Below are 19,855 nucleotides of genomic sequence, written 5' to 3'. Positions count from 1 at the left end.
GTGAGCGTCCACGAGAGGTGAGAATATGACAAAACGACTTCTAGTTTTAGAAGATGGCACAGTTTTTGAAGGTAAAGCCTTCGGTGCAGATATTGATGTAACAGGGGAAATCGTCTTTAATACAGGGATGACAGGCTATCAAGAATCCATTACAGACCAGTCTTATAATGGGCAAATCTTGACCTTCACTTATCCATTGGTGGGGAATTATGGGATTAACCGTGATGATTACGAATCTATCAGTCCTACTTGTAAGGGAGTTGTAGTTTTCGAAGAGGCACGTAGAGCAAGTAACTGGCGGAATCAAATGACCTTGGATGAATTCCTAAAAGCAAAGAAAATTCCTGGTATTTCAGGAATTGATACTCGTGCTCTTACAAAGATTATCCGTAAACATGGAACCATGCGAGCAACCTTGACACACGCTGGAGACAGTATGGATCATGTTGCTGATCAACTTCAAGCGACTGTTTTACCGACTGATAATATCAGACAAGTTTCTACCAAGACTTCTTATCCAGCTCCAGGGGTTGGTTTGAGTGTTGTTCTAGTAGACTTTGGTCTTAAGCATTCTATTTTACGAGAACTTTCAAAACGTGATTGTAACGTAACTGTAGTTCCATACACAACTACAGCTGAGGAAATCCTACATTTGAATCCTGATGGAGTTATGTTGTCAAATGGTCCGGGAAATCCAGAAGATGTACCAGAAGCACTTGATATGATTCGTGGTATTCTAGGGAAGATTCCAATCTTTGGTATTTGTATGGGTCACCAACTCTTTGCCATGGCAAATGGTGCAAAGACTTACAAGATGAAGTTTGGTCACCGTGGCTTTAACCATGCAGTTCGAGAAATTGCAACTGGGCGCGTGGACTTCACAAGTCAAAATCATGGTTACGCCGTTAGCCGTGAGGATTTACCAGAGCACTTGATTATCACTCACGAAGAAATCAATGACAAGTCAGTTGAAGGCGTACGTCACAGATATCTACCAGGTTTCTCTGTGCAATTCCACCCAGACGCAGCTCCTGGGCCACATGATGCAAGTTATCTATTTGATGAGTTCATCGAGATGATGGAAGCTTTCAAACAAGCAAACTAAAGACGAGTGAGAAATCGTCGGAGAATTTATTTAATGTCGCTCTGTGAGGCGACGAATAGAAAGGAGAAGGGTGGTCCGTATTTGCTGAACTGAATACGGGCTACGGACGGTGCTAAAAAGATAGTTATTCCTAGAACTGACAGTTCTTCGTCATAACTCCTATTTTAGCTTTGTCCGCTTGACGCCCTTAATATCTTATAAATGCCTAAACGTACTGATATTCAAAAAATTATGGTGATTGGTTCTGGTCCAATTATTATTGGTCAGGCTGCTGAGTTTGACTATGCTGGAACTCAGGCCTGCTTGTCTTTGAAAGAAGAAGGCTACGAGGTTGTCTTGGTGAACTCAAACCCTGCAACCATCATGACTGATAAGGAAATTGCAGACAAGGTTTACATCGAGCCAATCACACTTGAGTTTGTGACTCGTATTCTCCGTAAGGAACGTCCAGATGCCTTGCTTCCAACTCTTGGAGGTCAAACAGGGCTTAACATGGCTATGGAGTTGTCTAAAAATGGTATCCTAGATGAACTTGGTGTCGAACTTCTAGGGACTAAATTGTCTGCCATTGACCAAGCTGAAGACCGTGATCTCTTTAAACAATTGATGGAAGAGCTGAAACAACCGATTCCAGAATCAGAAATTGTAAATACAGTTGAAGAAGCTGTTGCCTTTGCTGCGACGATTGGATACCCAGTTATCGTCCGTCCTGCCTTTACTCTAGGTGGTACTGGTGGTGGTATGTGTGCCAACGAAGCAGAATTGCGAGAGATTGCTGAAAATGGTTTGAAGTTGTCACCTGTTACCCAGTGTTTGATTGAACGTTCCATTGCTGGTTTCAAGGAAATTGAGTATGAAGTCATGCGTGACTCAGCTGATAATGCCCTTGTTGTTTGTAACATGGAAAACTTTGACCCTGTCGGGATTCACACAGGGGATTCTATCGTATTTGCGCCTGCGCAAACCATGTCCGACTATGAAAACCAAATGCTTCGTGATGCTAGCTTAAGCATTATCCGCGCTCTCAAGATTGAAGGTGGATGTAACGTTCAGTTAGCTCTTGATCCACACAGCTTTAAGTACTATGTCATCGAAGTAAATCCTCGTGTATCTCGTTCTTCAGCTCTTGCCTCTAAGGCAACAGGTTATCCAATTGCTAAATTGGCTGCTAAGATTGCGGTAGGGTTGACCTTGGATGAAGTTATTAACCCAGTTACAGGTTCAACTTATGCCATGTTTGAACCAGCCCTTGACTATGTGGTGGCTAAGATTCCACGTTTCCCATTTGACAAGTTTGAAAAAGGGGAACGTCGTCTTGGTACCCAGATGAAGGCAACTGGAGAAGTTATGGCCATCGGTCGGAACATCGAGGAATCTCTCCTTAAAGCTTGTCGCTCTCTAGAAATCGGTGTCCATCATAATGAAATGCCTGAGCTTGCAGATGTTTCAGATGATGCCTTGATTGAAAAAGTTGTCAAGGCTCAAGATGACCGTCTCTTCTACGTATCAGAAGCTATTCGTCGTGGTTATACACCAGAAGAGATTGCTGACTTAACTAAGATTGATATTTTCTACCTTGATAAACTCTTGCATATTTTTGAGATTGAACAAGAATTGGGCGCACATCCTCAGGATGTCGATGTCTTGAAAACAGCAAAACTCAATGGTTTCTCAGATCGTAAAATCGCAGAACTTTGGGGAACTACAGCTGATCAAGTTCGCCAACTTCGTTTAGAAAACAAGATTGTCCCAGTTTACAAGATGGTAGATACTTGTGCCGCAGAATTTGAATCAGAAACTCCGTACTTCTACTCAACATATGGATGGGAAAATGAGTCTATCAAGTCTGATAAGGAATCTGTACTTGTCCTAGGTTCTGGCCCAATCCGTATCGGTCAAGGGGTAGAGTTTGACTACGCAACTGTTCACTCTGTTAAGGCAATCCAAGCTGCTGGCTACGAAGCCATCATTATGAACTCAAACCCAGAGACAGTTTCAACAGACTTCTCTGTATCTGATAAACTCTACTTTGAACCATTAACGTTCGAAGATGTTATGAATGTTATCGACTTAGAGCAACCAAAAGGTGTTATCGTTCAATTTGGTGGTCAAACAGCTATCAACCTTGCGGAGCCATTAGCAAAAGCTGGTGTGACTATCCTTGGTACTCAAGTTGCGGACTTGGACCGTGCGGAAGACCGTGACCTCTTCGAACAAGCCCTCAAAGACTTGGATATTCCACAACCTCCTGGACAAACAGCAACCAATGAAGAAGAAGCAGTACTTGCTGCACGTAAAATTGGTTTCCCAGTTCTCGTTCGCCCTTCATATGTTTTGGGTGGACGTGCTATGGAAATCGTTGAGAATGAAGATGATCTCCGTTCTTACATGCGTACTGCGGTTAAGGCAAGTCCAGACCACCCTGTTCTTGTTGACTCTTATATCGTCGGACAAGAGTGTGAAGTCGATGCCATTTCAGACGGACAAAATGTCCTCATTCCTGGTATCATGGAGCATATCGAACGCGCTGGTGTCCACTCAGGTGACTCCATGGCGGTTTATCCTCCTCAAACCTTGTCGCAAAAAGTGCAAGAAACGATTGCAGACTACACCAAACGTCTTGCAATTGGCCTCAACTGTCTTGGTATGATGAACATTCAGTTTGTTATAAAGGATGAGAAAGTATACGTCATTGAAGTAAACCCTCGTGCCAGTCGTACCGTTCCGTTCCTTTCAAAAGTAACCAATATCCCTATGGCACAGGTAGCGACTAAGCTAATTCTCGGTCAAAGTCTTGAAGAGCTTGGTTACCAAGATGGGCTTTACCCAGAAAGCACTCGCGTTCATATCAAGGCGCCAGTATTCTCCTTTACCAAGCTAGCTAAGGTAGACAGCCTTCTTGGCCCTGAAATGAAGTCAACAGGGGAAGTCATGGGTTCTGATACCACTCTTGAAAAAGCTCTCTACAAGGCCTTTGAAGCTTCTTATCTTCACTTACCAACCTTTGGTAATGTTGTCTTCACCATCGCGGATGATGCAAAAGAAGAAGCTTTGGATTTAGCTCGTCGTTTCCAAAATATTGGCTACGGAATCCTTGCTACTGAAGGAACTGCAGAGTTCTTTGCAAGTCATGGATTGCAGGCTCAACTCGTTGGAAAGATTGGTGATGATGAACACGATATTCCAAGCTACGTCCGCAAAGGAAAAATTCAAGCTATCATCAACACAGTTGGTACCAAACGGACAGCTGATGAAGATGGTGAACAAATCAGACGTTCAGCAATTGAACATGGAGTTCCTCTCTTTACAGCTCTAGACACAGCAGATGCCATGCTAAAAGTATTAGAAAGCAGAAGTTTTGTCACAGAAGCGATTTAATAAAAAGATTCTCATTTGAGAATCTTTTTTTATGAAAGCGTTGCTATCATTTTTCACAAATAATTAAATGCAAAACCTGGACCTAAGTAAATATATAAAAATAGTATAATTTAAAATTAATTGATTTTAAAAGATAGACATAATATTGGACGGTATACATTTACATATAAGTATATATAACAAATCAAAGGATGTTTAAAAGGCCTAAAATATAATAAAGTAAACGATTTCGGGAGTACATAATTATTTGAAGTTATGTTAGATTTATGGTATGATAGAAGTGCTGAAGTAGGAGAAAAATATTGTATTCTAGGTTCAAATACGATATAATTTCTCTACTGATAGTAAGAAAATATAAAAGGAGAACTTATCAAAATGATAAGAAAGGAACAACAACGTTTTTCTTTGAGGAAATATAAGGTAGGTGTTGCATCCGTATTTTTGGGAACAACTCTTAGTTTTATGTTAGCAAATGGAGGTGCAGTAAAAGCTTCTGAACTTCCTGCACAACCAAGTTCTGAAGAAAAAACAGAGTTGGTGAAAAAGGATAGTAGTGAGGATTCCTCTAAAAAGGAACAGAATGTTGTAGAAAATGTTGCAACAACTGAGCTTGCTGAAGGAAACAAAGCAGAAGAAGCTACACCAGCAGTAACTGAATCAAAACCAGCTACAGAAGAAACTGCCAAAGTGGAAGAGTCTGCTAAACCAGAAGTTGCTGAAGTTGCTGAAGGAGAAGCTAATAAAGCAGAAAATACTGAAGAATCAAAACCAGCAGCAACTGAATCAAAACCAGCTACAGATGAGTCAAATAAACCTAAAGTTCGTAACCGTCGTGCGACTACGGAAGATGCAGTTTCTGGAGATCACAACACTAAACCAGTAAGTGTTAGTACTTATTTAAAAGACGGTGAGACTGTTGATCCATCTATCACTAATCCTAACGGGGCTACTGTTAAATCACAAGATGTACCAGCTGGTTATTCTGCTAAAGAAGGCGATGTCTACACTTATAGCATCGTAGACCTTACTCGCTTTAACGAACGGTATCATACAAACTACTACACACGTGCTTACAAGAGATTTGATGATTCTACTGATACTACTGTAGAATTAATTGATAAAAACACTGGTAATGCAGTAGAAACTAGAACTATTACAGCGACAAGTGGTGTTCAAAAATTTGCTACGACTGCAACTGCATCTAATGGCGAGTTAACGTATCAAGTAGATTTCGATAAAGGGACACCTGCTAGTAAGGCTGAACCTGCTCAACCATTCTTACAATACGGATTTGAAGTTGGTGCTGCTATCCAAGCTTTGGTAGCTCCAGGACATAATCTTACTACTGAGGAACAAAAACTATTCGATGCTGTTTATGCTGCAAGAACTTCTACAGATATTATAAATGTTGTAGAACCAGCTTATAATGGTCGTACAATTACTGATACAAATAGTAAAATTCCTAGCTTTGTTGAAAAGACAACCTACTACAGAGTAGTTGATAAAAACAATGCTACATTTAATGCTAATAAAACTGATGCAACAGTTCAAGATTATGAGCCAAATGGTAATGAAGTAGATTTAGCTAAATATACAACTAAAGCTATGGAAGGACAAAATTTTACAGCATCTGGTGAGCGTCAATTTGATGGGTACAAACTTTATCAAAAAGCTGACCCAGATACGACATCAGGTTATGTAAGCCGTCCTTACAAAGTTGGTACTAAATTTATGGATGCTGAGCGTGCAGGAATCAAACGTATCAAAGAAATCGTAGGTGAAGACGGAACAGTAGTAGTTCGTGTTTACTTACTAGATCCAAAACAACAAAGCAAACGTTCAGATGGTTCACTAAGTACTGACGGTTACATGTTGCTTGCAGAAACCAAACCGATTAAACCGGGAAAAGCAAATACCGAAGATTTGGTAGTTAAGAAGTCTCCACTTTATACTATTCCTTTCACAGATAGTAAAGGTGTAAACTATCCAAACGGTAAAGAATTTCCATTTGACTTCCAAAAAGCTGGTGGCTACACGCCTAAGAAGACTGTATTCATTCCATTCCTGGGAGATAACATTGGTCACCTTTCTCCAAACGAACAATTAGTTCGTGGAATAAATGGTATCGGTACAAACGTTGACTTGCTCAACTCATTGACACCATACAAGCAACCAATTTATTACTATGTCAAACGCGAACCAGCAAAAGTTACACCAGAATTCGAAAAAGAGCTTGCTGGACGTGTATTAACAGATGGAGAATTCAGCTTCAAGTTAACAGAAGAAAAGAGTACTCCAGATAAACATGAAGAAACTGTTACAAACAAAAATGGCAAGGTTACATTTAGTGAATTATCATTTAGCAATCCTGGTACCTATAAATATAAGATTACAGAGTTAAAAGGTTCTGATGCAAACGTTGACTACGATGCGATGACAGTTACAATGACAGTTACGGTAACTGAAAAAAATGCATTGGGTGATCTCGAAGCTACCGTTAAGTATAGTTCTGAAGGTGGATTTAGTGCAGATGCTAATGATAAAATCTTTAACAACTATGTAGTTTCACCAGTAGTTACTAAGTTTGATTTTACGAAGAAACTCGCAGGTCGTAAACTTAAGGCAGGTGAATTTAGCTTCGTCCTTAAGAATGCAGCAGGTGAAGAAGTTGAAACTGTTAAGAATAAAGAAGACGGAACTGTTACGTTCTCAGAATTATCATTCGATAATACAAAAGTTGGTACCCATACTTATACAGTAGAAGAGGTTATCCCGGCTACTAAAGAATTAGGAATGACTTATGACACCATGAAAGCAACGCTTACTGTGGAAGTTTCAAAAAATGGACATACCCTAACAACAGTAACAAATGTCAGCTCAGCAGATGGTGTGAATGAAAATGGAGAATCAACAGATGGAACGGAAGATAAAGAGTTTAACAATAAAATAACTCCTCCAGAGACACCTGTATTCCAACCAGAGAAATTTGTACTGAACAAAGAAAAGTATGACATCACTGGTACTAAATTAGTCGATGATGACAACGAATTGACTAATGAGTATACAGAAACCAATGCTAATCCGTACGCTGATAAAACTAATAATAACGAAGCAGAAAATATCAATACTAAGACAGTTGAACGTGGCGATAAATTAGTTTACCAAGTATGGTTGGATACTAAAAACTTCTCAGATAAGAACAATATCCAATCTGTTGGAATCTCTGATACTTATGATGCTGAAAAAGTAACAGTTAATGCTGCTGATATTAAAGCATATGACAGTGTAACTGGCCAAGATGTAACTGCTAAGTTTGATATTAAAGTTGAAAATGGCGTTATTACAGCAACTTCTAAGGCTTCTATGAACAAGTCTTTAGGTGATGTGGATAATACTCAAGTTATAGACACAACTAAATTTGAATTTGGTCGCTACTATAAATTCGATATCCCAGCCACTGTTAAAGACACAGTTAAGGCAGGGGCTGATATTGAAAATAAGGCCAACCAAATCGTTCATGTCTACAACCCAGTAAGCAAATCAGTAGAAACACCTGAAAAACCAACTCAGAAACGTGTCAACTCTGTACCAGTTACAGTTGATCTCAAGTTCACTAAGAAGTTGGAAGGCCGTACTCTAGCAGCTGGTGAATTTAGCTTTGTTCTTAAGAAAGACAATGTTGCAGTTGAAACTGTTAAGAATGATAAAGATGGTAAGATTACCTTTAAGAAATTTAAGTTTGGTAAAGATGATCTTGGCAAGACCTACACTTATACTGTTTCAGAAGTTGCAGGTACTGATACAACAGTAACTTACGACGACATGGTTGCAACAGTTACAGTGAAGGTAGCCCATGATGGTACTGCTAAGGCAATTGTAGCAACTGTTACTGACGCTCCAGATAAAGAGTTCAATAATACTGTAACTCCACCGGAAGAACCTAAGTTCCAACCAGAGAAATACGTTGTTTCTAAAGAGAAATACGATATCACAGGCGACAAGCTTCTTGATGATGACAAAGAGTTAGCAGATAAGTACGCGGATACCAATGTGAACCCATATGCGGACAATACCGTCAATAATGATGTGGAAAACTTGAATACTAAGACAGTTGAACGTGGCGATAAATTGGTTTACCAAGTATGGTTGGATACTACTAAGTTTGACGCAGCTAACAAGGACAACATCCAATCAGTAGGAATCTCAGATGACTACGATGAAACTAAGTTAGAACTTGATTCTACTAAGATCAAAGCTTATGACTCAGTAACAGGCGCAGAAGTAACTGATAAATTCGATATAACTGTGAACAACGGTGTGATTACTGCGACACTTAAAGCTGGCTTCACGAAGTCACTTGGCGATGCAGAAAACACTCAAGTGATCGATACAACTAAGTTCGGCTTCGGACGTTACTACAAGTTCGACATCCCAACAACAGTGAAAGCTGATGTTCCTGGCGGAGTAGATATCGAAAATACTGCGGCTCAAGTAGTCAACTACTACAACCCAACAACTAAGAAAGTTGAAAAACCTGAAAAACCAACTGAAAAACGTGTAAACAACGTACCAATTCAAATTGAACTTGACTTCAAGAAAGCTCTTGCAGGTCGTCAATTGAAAGCCAACGAGTTTACTTTCCAATTGTTAGACGATGATGAATTCAATGTTCTTGAAACAGCAACCAATGATAAGGATGGTAAGGTTAAATTCACTAGCCTTAAGTACACAAACAATGATATCGGTGTTTACCGTTACAAAGTAGTAGAAGTTGCTGGTACAGACTCAACCGTTACATATGACAATATGAAAGCTGTTGTAACAGTCACTGTTTCTCATGATGGTACGGCTAAAGCTTTAGTTGCTAAGGTCGGAGATATTGCCGATAAAGAGTTTAACAACACTGTGACTCCTCCAGAAGAACCTAAGTTCCAACCAGAGAAATACGTTGTAACTAAAGAGAAATACGACATCACAGGCGACAAGCTTCTTGATGATGATTCTGAGTTGACTGATAAATATGGTGAAACAAATACAAATCCATATGTAGATGGAACTTCAAACAACGAAGCAGAAAACTTGAATACTAAGACTGTTAAACGTGGCGCTAAATTGGTTTACCAAGTATGGCTTGACACAACTAAGTTCGACGCAGACAACAAGGATTACATCCAAACAGTAAGTATCTCTGATGACTTCGACGAAACTAAGGTTGATGTAGACGCTTCAGCTATCAAGGCTTACGATTCAGTAACTGGTGCGGATGTGACTGACAAGTTCGACATTAAGGTTGAAAATGGTGTTATGACCGCAACTCTTAAAGCCGGCTTCACTAAGTCACTTGGAGACGCAGACGATACACAAATCATCGACACAACTAAATTCGAGTTTGGTCGCTACTATAAATTCGATATCCCAGCCACTGTTAAAACAGACGTTAAAGGTGGAGTAGACATCGAAAATACAGCAGCGCAAATTGTAAACTACTACAACCCATCTACGAAGAAAGTTGAGAAACCAGAAAAACCAACTGAAAAACGTGTCAACTCAGTTCCAATTGAAGTCGAATTCAACTTCACTAAGAAACTCGAAGGCCGTGAGTTGAAAGCTGGTGAGTTCAGCTTCGTATTGAAAGACTCTAAAGGTACTGAAATCGAAACAGTTCAGAACGATAAAGATGGTAAGGTGAAATTCGCTAAACTTGAGTTCACTAAAGCCCAAGTTGGAACTCATAAGTACACTGTAGAAGAAGTTACAGGATCTGATGCGACAGTCACTTACGACTCTATGAAGGCTGAAATCACAGTAGAAGTTAAATACGATGGTACAGCTAAAGCACTTGTGAAGACACTAACTGACGCTCCAGATAAAGAGTTCAATAACACTGTGACTCCACCAGAAGAGCCTAAGTTCCAACCAGAGAAATATGTATTGGATACAGCTAAGTTCTCAATTACTGATAACAAACTTCTTGATGATGATTCTGAATTGGCAGACAAGTACGGAGATACCAACACAGATCCGTATGTAGATAAAACTGATAACAACGAAGCAGAAAACATCAATACTAAGACTGTTAAGCGTGGAGCTAAGCTCTACTACCAAGTATGGCTTGATACTACTAAGTTCGACGCTGACAACAAGGATAACATCCAATCAGTAAGTATTTCTGATGACTTCGATGAAACTAAGGTTGATGTAGATGCTTCAGCTATCAAGGCTTACGATTCAGTAACTGGTGCAGATGTGACTAACAAGTTCGACATTAAGGTTGAAAATGGTGTTATGACCGCAACTCTTAAAGCTGGCTTCACTAAGTCACTTGGAGACGCAGACGATACACAAATCATCGACACAACTAAATTCGAGTTTGGTCGCTACTATAAATTCGATATCCCAGCCACTGTTAAAGCAGACGTTAAAGGTGGGGTAGACATCGAAAATACAGCAGCGCAAATTGTAAACTACTACAACCCATCTACGAAGAAAGTTGAAAAACCAGAAAAACCAACTGAAAAACGTGTCAATTCAGTTCCAATTGAAGTCGAATTCAACTTCACTAAGAAATTGGAAGGCCGTGAATTGAAAGCTGGTGAGTTCAGCTTCGTATTGAAAGACTCTAAAGGTACTGAAATCGAAACGGTTCAGAACGATAAAGATGGTAAGGTGAAATTCGCTAAACTTGAATTCACTAAAGCCCAAGTTGGAACTCATAAGTACACTGTAGAAGAAGTTACAGGATCTGATGCGACAGTCACTTACGACTCTATGAAGGCTGAAATCACAGTAGAAGTTAAATACGATGGTACAGCTAAAGCACTTGTGAAGACACTAACTGATGCTCCAGATAAAGAGTTCAATAACATTGTGACCCCTCCAGAAACACCTGAGTTTAACCCAGAAAAATATATTCTTAACGAAGAGAAATTTGACATTACTGGAACTAAGCTTTTGGATGATGATAAAGAGTTAACTGATAAAGTAGCTGATACCAACAAAGATCCATATACGGACAAAGTTGATAATAATGAAACGCAAAATATCAATACTCAAACACTCCATAAAGGTGATAAGGTTGTTTACCAAGTATGGCTTGATACAACTAAATTTACAGAAGCTCACAATATTCAATCTGTTGGAATTACAGATAAATATGACAGTGAAAACTTGGATGTTAATGTAGCTAATATTAAAGCTTACGATTCAGTAACTGGTGAAGATGTAACAGCTAAGTTTGATATTTCAATTGTGGATGGTGTCATTACTGCTACATCTAAGGCTGACTTGACTATGCCTCTTGGAGATGCAGAAAATACTCAAGTAATAGACACTGCTAAATTAGCATTTGGACGTTACTACAAGTTTGATATTCCAGCACGTATCAAGGGAACTGCTAAAGAAGGTGTAGATATTGAAAATACAGCTTCTCAAATTGTTCACCAATATGATCCAACTAAGAAATCAGTTGAAAAACCAGAAAAACCAACTGAAAAACGTGTTGTTAATATTCCAGTGAAAGTTGAATTCAACTTCACGAAGAAATTAGAAGGTCGTGCGTTGAAAGCTGGTGAATTCAGCTTCGTATTGAAAGACAAAGATGGTAACGTGATTGAAACCGTAAGCAATGATGCTGAAGGTAAGATCAAGTTCTCAGCTCTTGAATTCAAACGTGGTCAAGAAGGTACTTATATTTATCATGTAGAAGAAGTGAAAGGTAAAGAGGCTGGAGTTGAGTACGATAAGATGGTTGCTACAGTTGGAGTTGCTGTGACGAAGGACGGTAAAGTATTAACTCTTACTTCACAAATGCCTGAAGATACTGAGTTTAACAACAAGGTAACACCGCCAACACCGCCAACACCGCCAACACCGCCAACACCGCCAACGCCGCCAACACCGCCAACACCGCCAACGCCGCCAACACCGCCAACACCGCCAACACCGCCAACACCGCCAACACCACCAACACCGCCAACACCGCCAACACCATCAACACCACCAACGCCGCCAACACCGCCAACACCGGTAACACCGCCAACATCAGAAAAACCTAAAGGTCCTGAGTTGCCAAATACTGGTGAACAATCTAAATCTGGAGTTGTTGCACTTGGTGCTGCGCTTGGTCTCGTAGGTCTAGGTTTGGTTGCAAAACCAAAAAGACGTGAAGACTAAGATTGAGATGACATCAATATTTTGATGTTGAAATAACAATTTTAGCTTTAAAATGAAGAGGCTTTGCTCGTAAGAGCAAGGCCTCTTTGTTATTTTCTTATAAAAAAACCCGAGGACTTATTCCTTGGGCTTTTAAAATTATAGTAGTTTAATCTTGTTTCTTTTTATAACCGACAAGACCTGCAAATCCAGTGAGAAAAGCAAATCCAAGATATGCTAATTGGGAATTTTGCTCTCCTGTTGCAGGTAGCTGACTACCAGGTTTAATCAAAGTTCTTTCTGATTGTATTGACTCTTTTTGACGTTCAGAACCTTGAACTTGAGTTTGAGGTTGAACTTGAGTTTGAGGTTGAGTTTGAGTTTGAGTTTGAGGTTGAGGTTTAGGCTGAGGTTGAGTTTGAGTTTGAGTTTGAGGTTGAGGTTTAGGCTGAGGTTGAGGTTGAGGTTGAGGCTGAGGTTGAGGTTTAGGTTTAGGTTGAGGTTGAGGTTGAGGTTGAGGTTGAGGTTGAGGTTGAGGTTCAGGTTGAGGTTCAGGTTGAGGTTGAGGAGTTGGTAATTCTTTGACTTTGTATTCAAAAATCAGATCTGTAGTTCCTACTCCGACTTGGCCTGATTGTTGTGCACTGCTAATACGTTCGTATGTTTGACCATTATAAGAAATTTCGTCCGGTGCAACAGCAATGTAGGCAGAACCGTTATCTGCATTTGAAGCAATAACGACAGCTGGTTGCAATTCAGTTGTGGTGTTTTGAAGGACAAATCGTGCAATGACATTTCCTGAAGCAAGTTTGTAGTCATAAATTACTGTTTTATTTCCCTTAGATACTGTTCCTGAAACATCAGCAGAACCCTCACGATGACCAACTAGATTATAGACTAGACCGTCTTTTGTAATTACTTTTGGTGCATCTGTAGTATAGTTCGTACCAAAGTCTGCGTTTTCAGAAACTGTTTGAGAGTCTTGTAATTCGGTATCACTACCTGTAATGAGGAATTGTACCGTCACTGTTCCTTGAGAAATTGTATAAGTAATTGCTGTATCATTAGTAGCAGAAGTTGCAGTAGGAAGAAGGTATCCCTTTGTTTCATCAAGTGGATCTACAAAGGTTAAGATTTTTCCAGTTGCATCTTTTGGTTCTAACCCTTCAATATATGGTAGAGTTGCAGTTGGCGCTGAAATAGCAGTTGGATTAGAAGAATCATTTAAATATGCAATCTCTTTAATAGCATTTGATGGTTCTTTTCCTGATGCATAACTAATTGTATAAACACCGACTGGTCGGTAGACAACAATATCAGAAATGTCATCAGATTCAGCTAGGATTCCAGTATGACCTCCAGATTTATTAAGATCAGGAGAGATTGTTACATTTGATTCTTTAGATACGACAACATATCCATTTTTGACTGGATTTTCATAATCTGCGAAAGTAGTACCGTCTTTAGACACCCAATCTTCAAGTGTTGTTTCTCCAGTTACCAAATTGATAGTTCCTTTTCGGCTAAAGTTTAAACTATCTGTTTTTGAAACGATGTCAGCTTCTTGGCGATTGTTACCATTCTTATCTTCAGTAACATAGGTGATAGTACGAGTTACTTTTTCTGATAAATGATTGAGATCACTAATAGATTTTCCGTTTGGAGCTTTAGGAGTTGGATAGATGCTACCATCGGTATCTCCTGGAACAACTCGGCCAACTTGAATTGGTTGTGTTTCAGAAAAATCTACAATTTTTGGTGTAAAGCGAACGATGAATTCCTGTACGCCATCACCATTAATGTTTGAAGCATCTCGGTCAAATTTTGCTGGTCCATTTTTATCAAATTCGTTCTCAACTAGTTTATAACCTTGTTTCAGGTATTTAGCAATCGTATCTTTTGTTGAGTAGTCAATCTTTTCACCAGTATGGCCAACAAAGTCGCTTGAACGTTCAAGTTCCTTGCCATTTTCATCTTGATAAATAACACGGGCAACTTCATTAAGTTTGACATAGAGCATATCCCATACATCCAGGCTAGGAACATCAATTGCAGCCATCCATTGACCAGCCCCGCTATCATAATATACATTAGCAGTAGTTTCGCGAAGTTTAATATTATACTTTCCATCTACTGCATCTGGGGTAGCCCAGTAGATATTCGCATGTTCGGCCTGATCTTTTGAAATTTTACCAAGTGGCACAAAAGCTTGGATGTTAGTCAGTTTGGTAGTGGAATTAACAGCACTATTCCATTTGTTTTCAGTAATTCCAACAAGATTAATTAAATGAGCAATTCGGTCACCAGTTTTAGTTTCTTTTGTGATGGTATAAACGGTACCAGATTGAACACCATCTGAATTATCAAGATTAGAACCGATAAATTTACCATTTACAAGAACATTTGTATTGTCTCCAATACGGCGAGTATCATGTGCTAAAGTTTCGCGTCCACGAAGGAGTTCTTGGTAGGCAACGATAAATTCTTGGTAGTTGAATTCTGCATTAGCAAAATCAGCATTGACTGGTAAGTTTTGATTGAGGTACCATTCAGCCTGAATAACACCAAAACCTTTTTCATCTTGAGATGTATTGAGAGCAGCAGTGGTCATATGATAACCTCCACTTGCTGCAATAATTGCATCTGTTAGTAATTCATTGTCTTTGCTGAGTTTTGCTGCATTTTTTTCACGGTGTGTATAAGCAGCGATAATTGGAGATTTTCCGTTGTATAAATCTCGCATACGCTCAGTCAAGCGTGTTAAGGCTTGGTAGGTAGAATCATGGGCGATGCTATCTCCCCAAACTTCCGCATAAGGTGCAGAGACATTGGTTTTTCCTAATCGATCAGCATCTCCAGTAGAGATATCGTTGATCATGAAGTCATAGCCTTCTTTTTTGAGGGCCTCTGTTGCAGCTGCGGCTAGCTTTGGATAGTTATCACTTAAAGAGAAAGCTTTTCCAGGTTCGTTAACTTTTTCAACCAAGTTAGTCCCCATAGTGTCCCCTTGCCAACCATCGAAGCCGCCTTCTTTCATGGCTTTTAACATTACATTGATGATAAAGTTTTGCCAGTTCGGATCTCCTGGATCAAGAAATTGTTGGATGTCAGTCGCTGTAACATCACCAGTCTTTCCAAAGTTGAAGTGATCTTGCAAGTTGCGTACGATCGCACTTTTTACTTGGTCTGGGATTTTTTCATCAAGAGACACAGCGTAAATCATATTATAAAGCATAGCTTTAGCACCAGTTGAATGGACATGAGAAACCAACTCTTTTACAGCTTCTGTGTCAATAACCGGTAAGTATGTTTTACGTTTTTCGGGATCTGTTTCATCTTTCGGAATCAAGAAAGTAGCCCAATCTTGAGTGAATCGTTCAACATTAGCTGGGAATGGATTAGCAGGAGTATTGTAAACGTCGTAGAAGAAGTAGTTATTGATGTGCATATTGGCCAATTGGTCAATACTATTTTTATATCCTTCCACTTGCTCTTTAGTGATCGAATTGTGATTGTCTTTTGAACCTGCTACAACACCATAACGTGGATATACAGTCCAATCATCTTCAACTGATAGACCAGCTACCTTGTGAAATTCTTGTTTTCCATCAGCATTCTTTCCGATGACGTCAATGAGATAACCAGAATTTGGAGAGAAAACAGAGTTTGGAATGACAAGTGAATTTCCTGGAGCATTTTTCAACTCATAAATAACTTTGTCTAGATGAGACACTGTCAAATCAGACGAAGTTACGTCAGGATTATTGATTGAGATGCTAACATCCTCCCCACTTTTATATGTGGCTTTGTTAAATGTTACATCGTTTTGGATTTTTGGTGTGTTATAAGTGCTTGTTGCCACTGAAGTACTACGAGTTGTTGGTTCAGTTGCACTTGCAGTTTGAGGCAAAGATGATGTCTCTTCACTTGAAGAAGTCTTTGGGGTTTCCTCACTAGTTGTTGTAGTAGGTTGCTCACTAGTGGTCTCCTCACTAGTTGTTGTAGTAGGTTGCTCACTAGTGGTCTCATTACTAGTGGCTGGTTGACTTGATGTTGTTACGTTTGTAGATGAAGTTGTAGTTGAAGCAACTTCATCAGCCATAGCAACAGAACTTAACATTAAAGAACCAAAGACCGTAATCATAGATACAAGTACTTTATTTCGCTTACGGAAATAGCCGTGACCTTTTTCTTGAGAAAAGTTATTTGAAGATTTCATTATATCCTCCAATCATAGTATTTTGTTAGTTGAAATTATACGACAGTTCATAAGAAAATGTCAACAAAAACGTAAACTTTTTGAAAACAAAATGAAAAACTCATGAAAGTAAAGTGAAAAAAAACTTGAAAAAAATTAATAAAAATACTTGACTTTTAAAATAATTTTTGTTACGATTTTTCTGACTTCGAAGAACAAAAATTCTTTTTGCTTGATAAGCATAAATAAAAAACATTTAAAAAGGAGTTTGTCATGTCATCGTTAAAGAATAATAAAACGATTAAGTATGCCTTGAGAAAAACCTCAGTTGCTTTTGGTTCTGTTGCAGTCGCAACAGTGATTGCTGCTGCAGGTATTGCTACTGTATCTGCCGATGAAACTTCATCAGTAACTACACCTGTTACTACTTCAACTACAACAGTAGCTGGAGAAGAAACAAAAGAAGTTGCGGTTCCAGAGAAGTTGGAAGAAGCTAAAACTGCTGCCACAAATGAAGGTCTTGAAGTTAAAGAAACTGAGACTAAAAAGCAAGATTCAGAGGAAGCTGCTGCTAAAGATTACGAAAAACAAGTTACTGATATTAATAAAACTGTAGCTGATTATAAAGCTGAAGTGGCAGCAAATCAAGAAGCTTACGAAAAAGAAAAAGCTGAAGTTGATGCTAAAAATGCTGCTACACAAGCAAACTACGATAAAGAGCTTGCAGCTTACAACGAAAAACTTACTGCTTATAAAAAAGAATTGACTGAAAAATCAGCAGAAAAAACAGCAGTAGAAAAAAGTAATGAAGAAGCACGTGTTGCTTATGAAAAAGCTCTTGAAGAATATAACACAGCACTTGCAGCATACAATGCATCTGTAACAGCAAATCAAGAAGCTACTGAAAGTAATAAATTAGCTCAAGCAGAATATGAAGCTAAATTAGCTGACTACAAGACTAAAAAAGCTGCTTATGATGAAGCACAAGCTGCTTACTTGATTGAGCTCGAAATTTACAACAAGAAAAAAGCACAATACGATGATGCTAAAGATGCCTTCAATAAGATGGTTGCAGAGCGTGGTGGAAATCCTGAGAAATACAAACAAGATTTGACATTCCTCTCTGAAGAACTTGCTGATGGCGAAACAACTAAAATCACACACCAAACAACTGGATTAACAACTTACTTGACAAAAGAAGGTCATTCTCGTATGTACGGCGATGGGAAAGCTACAAAAATGTATGAAACAAAGAATCTTCAAGATTCTGATTTGACAACTACAAATCCATATGCCAACAATGAAATTGAGTGGGGAGTTGTAAAAGTCGGAGACAAATTTGATGTGACATACACAGGACTTACTCAAGCTAAAATTGTAAAAGGTAGCGAAGAAAAACGTATTGCAAAAGTTGTTTATAAATACGAAGTGAAGAGCCTTCCATCATCAGATGGAAAAGGAATCGTTCAAATTTATAACGATCCAGCAGTTACAATGACAATTGGTAGCTCAACAGATACTGAAAACCCAGTAACTGTTGGTGTTGACATTGAGTTTTACGATGAAAATGACCAATTAATTGATTTGTCACAACACAATGCAATCCTTGCCCTTAACTCACTTAACCACTGGAATGGTGCATCTTATGTTGAAAATGACAAACCTCGTCCTCTAGTTGTTGAAGCTAAAGATAGCGAAGGCAATACAGTTCGTGGAACTTGGGATCCATATTCAGATGGAACTGAACCAAAACTCGATGGTGCAAACGTTGTTGTGAAAAGCGGTAAAGCTGACTTCGGTAGTGCAGAAGTTGATATCAATGCTGATAATCCTTTGAAAATTGTTGCTCAAAAAGCAACATGGGTTGATGATGCCTTCAAAGTAACTGAAGAAACAACAGTTGATGCTACAACAGTGAACGCATCTGGTGGCGGAAATGGTCACTCAGTTGGTACTGAAGATTACACATTTGGTGATAAATCAGATGTTATCGGTTCTTACACTGTAGACGCTACATCAGGTGTTTTGAGATACACACCAAAAATGAAACACCAAGATACTCCTCACGTTGAGTCTGTAAACATTGGTGACAAAGAGTTTATTAAACTTCCAAATTCAAGTGTAGACCAAGATTCATCTACAAAAGAAGTATCTGCTAAAGAACAAAACCAATACATGGATCAAGGTGCTACATTTAATGCAGACTCTTCAAGTGAAACTAAGGGTTGGGATGATCCTACGAGCCCTTACCTTTACTATGGTGGTGCTGCTGTTATTTTGAAAGATGGTCATCTTGAATTTACAGCAAAAGGTGCTAACGCAACAGGCGAAGCAACTATCTATTGGTTCTCTATCAACTCAAACGTTGGCTTCCCTCAAGATCCAGGTGAAGAGCCAGTTAAACCAACAGAACCAACACCTCCAGTTAAACCTGAAAAACCAGAATTGACAGAAGTACCAACTGTTAAAGAAAAACCAGTTCCACCGACAGAACCAGAATATAAAACTGTACCTGTCTTACCAAGTGAACCGGTTAAACCAGAAGCACCTGAGTTGGTGAAGGATCCTGTTAAGAAAGAAACAGAAAAACCAGTTGTTGAATGGAATAAAAATGTTGTGCTTATCAAGGAAAATGAAAAACCACAACCTAAGCCAGAACCAAAACCAGAGCCTAAGCCAGAACCAAAACCAGAGCCTAAGCCAGAGCCAAAACCAGAGCCTAAGCCAGAGCCAAAACCAGAGCCTAAGCCAGAACCAAAACCAGAGCCTAAGCCAGAACCAAAACCAGAGCCAAAACCAGAGCCAAAACCAGAGCCAAAACCAGAGCCTAAGCCAGAACCAAAACCAGAGCCAAAACCAGAATCATCTAAGAAATCATTGCCAAATACTGGTTCAGTTGAACAATCATTCATGACTTATTCAGCACTTATTGGTTTAGCTACTGCCGGTTATGCTTTGTCAAGAAAGAAAAAAGAAGACTAATTCATTCTGACAATTTAAAAAGAGAAGACTAGTTTAGTCTT

Annotated in this window: 5 protein-coding genes; 4 read left to right on the top strand and 1 reads right to left on the bottom strand. The window is 39.1% G+C overall.

Translation table 11 applies throughout. The features are described 5' to 3' along the window. The first annotated feature begins 25 nt into the window (after nucleotides 1-25). The 3 genes from NMM19_RS00405 (at nucleotide 26) to NMM19_RS00395 (ending at nucleotide 12,655) form a co-directional block, all read left to right on the top strand. A complete protein-coding gene (locus NMM19_RS00405; RefSeq protein WP_178895177.1) occupies nucleotides 26-1,105 on the top strand; it encodes a carbamoyl phosphate synthase small subunit in 1,080 nt (359 codons plus the stop codon). Between the two features lie 201 nt (nucleotides 1,106-1,306). Continuing rightward, the gene (carB, locus tag NMM19_RS00400; protein WP_178895176.1) at nucleotides 1,307-4,483 is read left to right on the top strand and encodes a carbamoyl-phosphate synthase large subunit; all 3,177 of its coding nucleotides are present in this window, start codon (nucleotides 1,307-1,309) and stop codon (nucleotides 4,481-4,483) included. Nucleotides 4,484-4,858: 375 nt separating this feature from the next. Further along, nucleotides 4,859-12,655 carry an SspB-related isopeptide-forming adhesin gene (locus NMM19_RS00395; protein WP_254729646.1) on the top strand — a complete coding sequence of 2,599 codons (7,797 nt, stop codon included), beginning with the start codon at nucleotides 4,859-4,861 and terminating at the stop codon, nucleotides 12,653-12,655. A gap of 148 nt (nucleotides 12,656-12,803) precedes the next feature. On the opposite strand, the gene NMM19_RS00390 is transcribed toward NMM19_RS00395, so the two are convergent. Then, a complete protein-coding gene (locus NMM19_RS00390; RefSeq protein WP_254729644.1) occupies nucleotides 12,804-16,853 on the bottom strand; it encodes a glycoside hydrolase family 66 protein in 4,050 nt (1,349 codons plus the stop codon). A gap of 252 nt (nucleotides 16,854-17,105) precedes the next feature. Here NMM19_RS00390 and NMM19_RS00385 point away from each other — a divergent pair, with 252 nt between their 5' ends. After that, nucleotides 17,106-19,814 (top strand): GbpC/Spa domain-containing protein, encoded by a 2,709-nt coding sequence (locus NMM19_RS00385; protein WP_178895173.1) that lies wholly within the window; start codon nucleotides 17,106-17,108, stop codon nucleotides 19,812-19,814. The last annotated feature ends 41 nt before the right edge of the window (nucleotides 19,815-19,855 follow it).

This window comes from Streptococcus sp. CF8_St5-17, assembly GCF_024295665.1.
Taxonomy (GTDB): Bacteria; Bacillota; Bacilli; order Lactobacillales; family Streptococcaceae; genus Streptococcus.
Note: the sequence above shows the minus strand (reverse complement) of the source record. Positions and strands in the feature narration are given on the sequence as shown.

Coding starts and splice junctions, on each gene's coding strand:
- NMM19_RS00405 (WP_178895177.1), top strand. CDS start 26: ATGACAAAACGACTTCTAGTTTTAGAAGATGGCACAGTTTTTGAAGGT.
- NMM19_RS00385 (WP_178895173.1), top strand. CDS start 17,106: ATGTCATCGTTAAAGAATAATAAAACGATTAAGTATGCCTTGAGAAAA.
- NMM19_RS00390 (WP_254729644.1), bottom strand. CDS start 16,853: ATGAAATCTTCAAATAACTTTTCTCAAGAAAAAGGTCACGGCTATTTC.
- NMM19_RS00395 (WP_254729646.1), top strand. CDS start 4,859: ATGATAAGAAAGGAACAACAACGTTTTTCTTTGAGGAAATATAAGGTA.
- carB (WP_178895176.1), top strand. CDS start 1,307: ATGCCTAAACGTACTGATATTCAAAAAATTATGGTGATTGGTTCTGGT.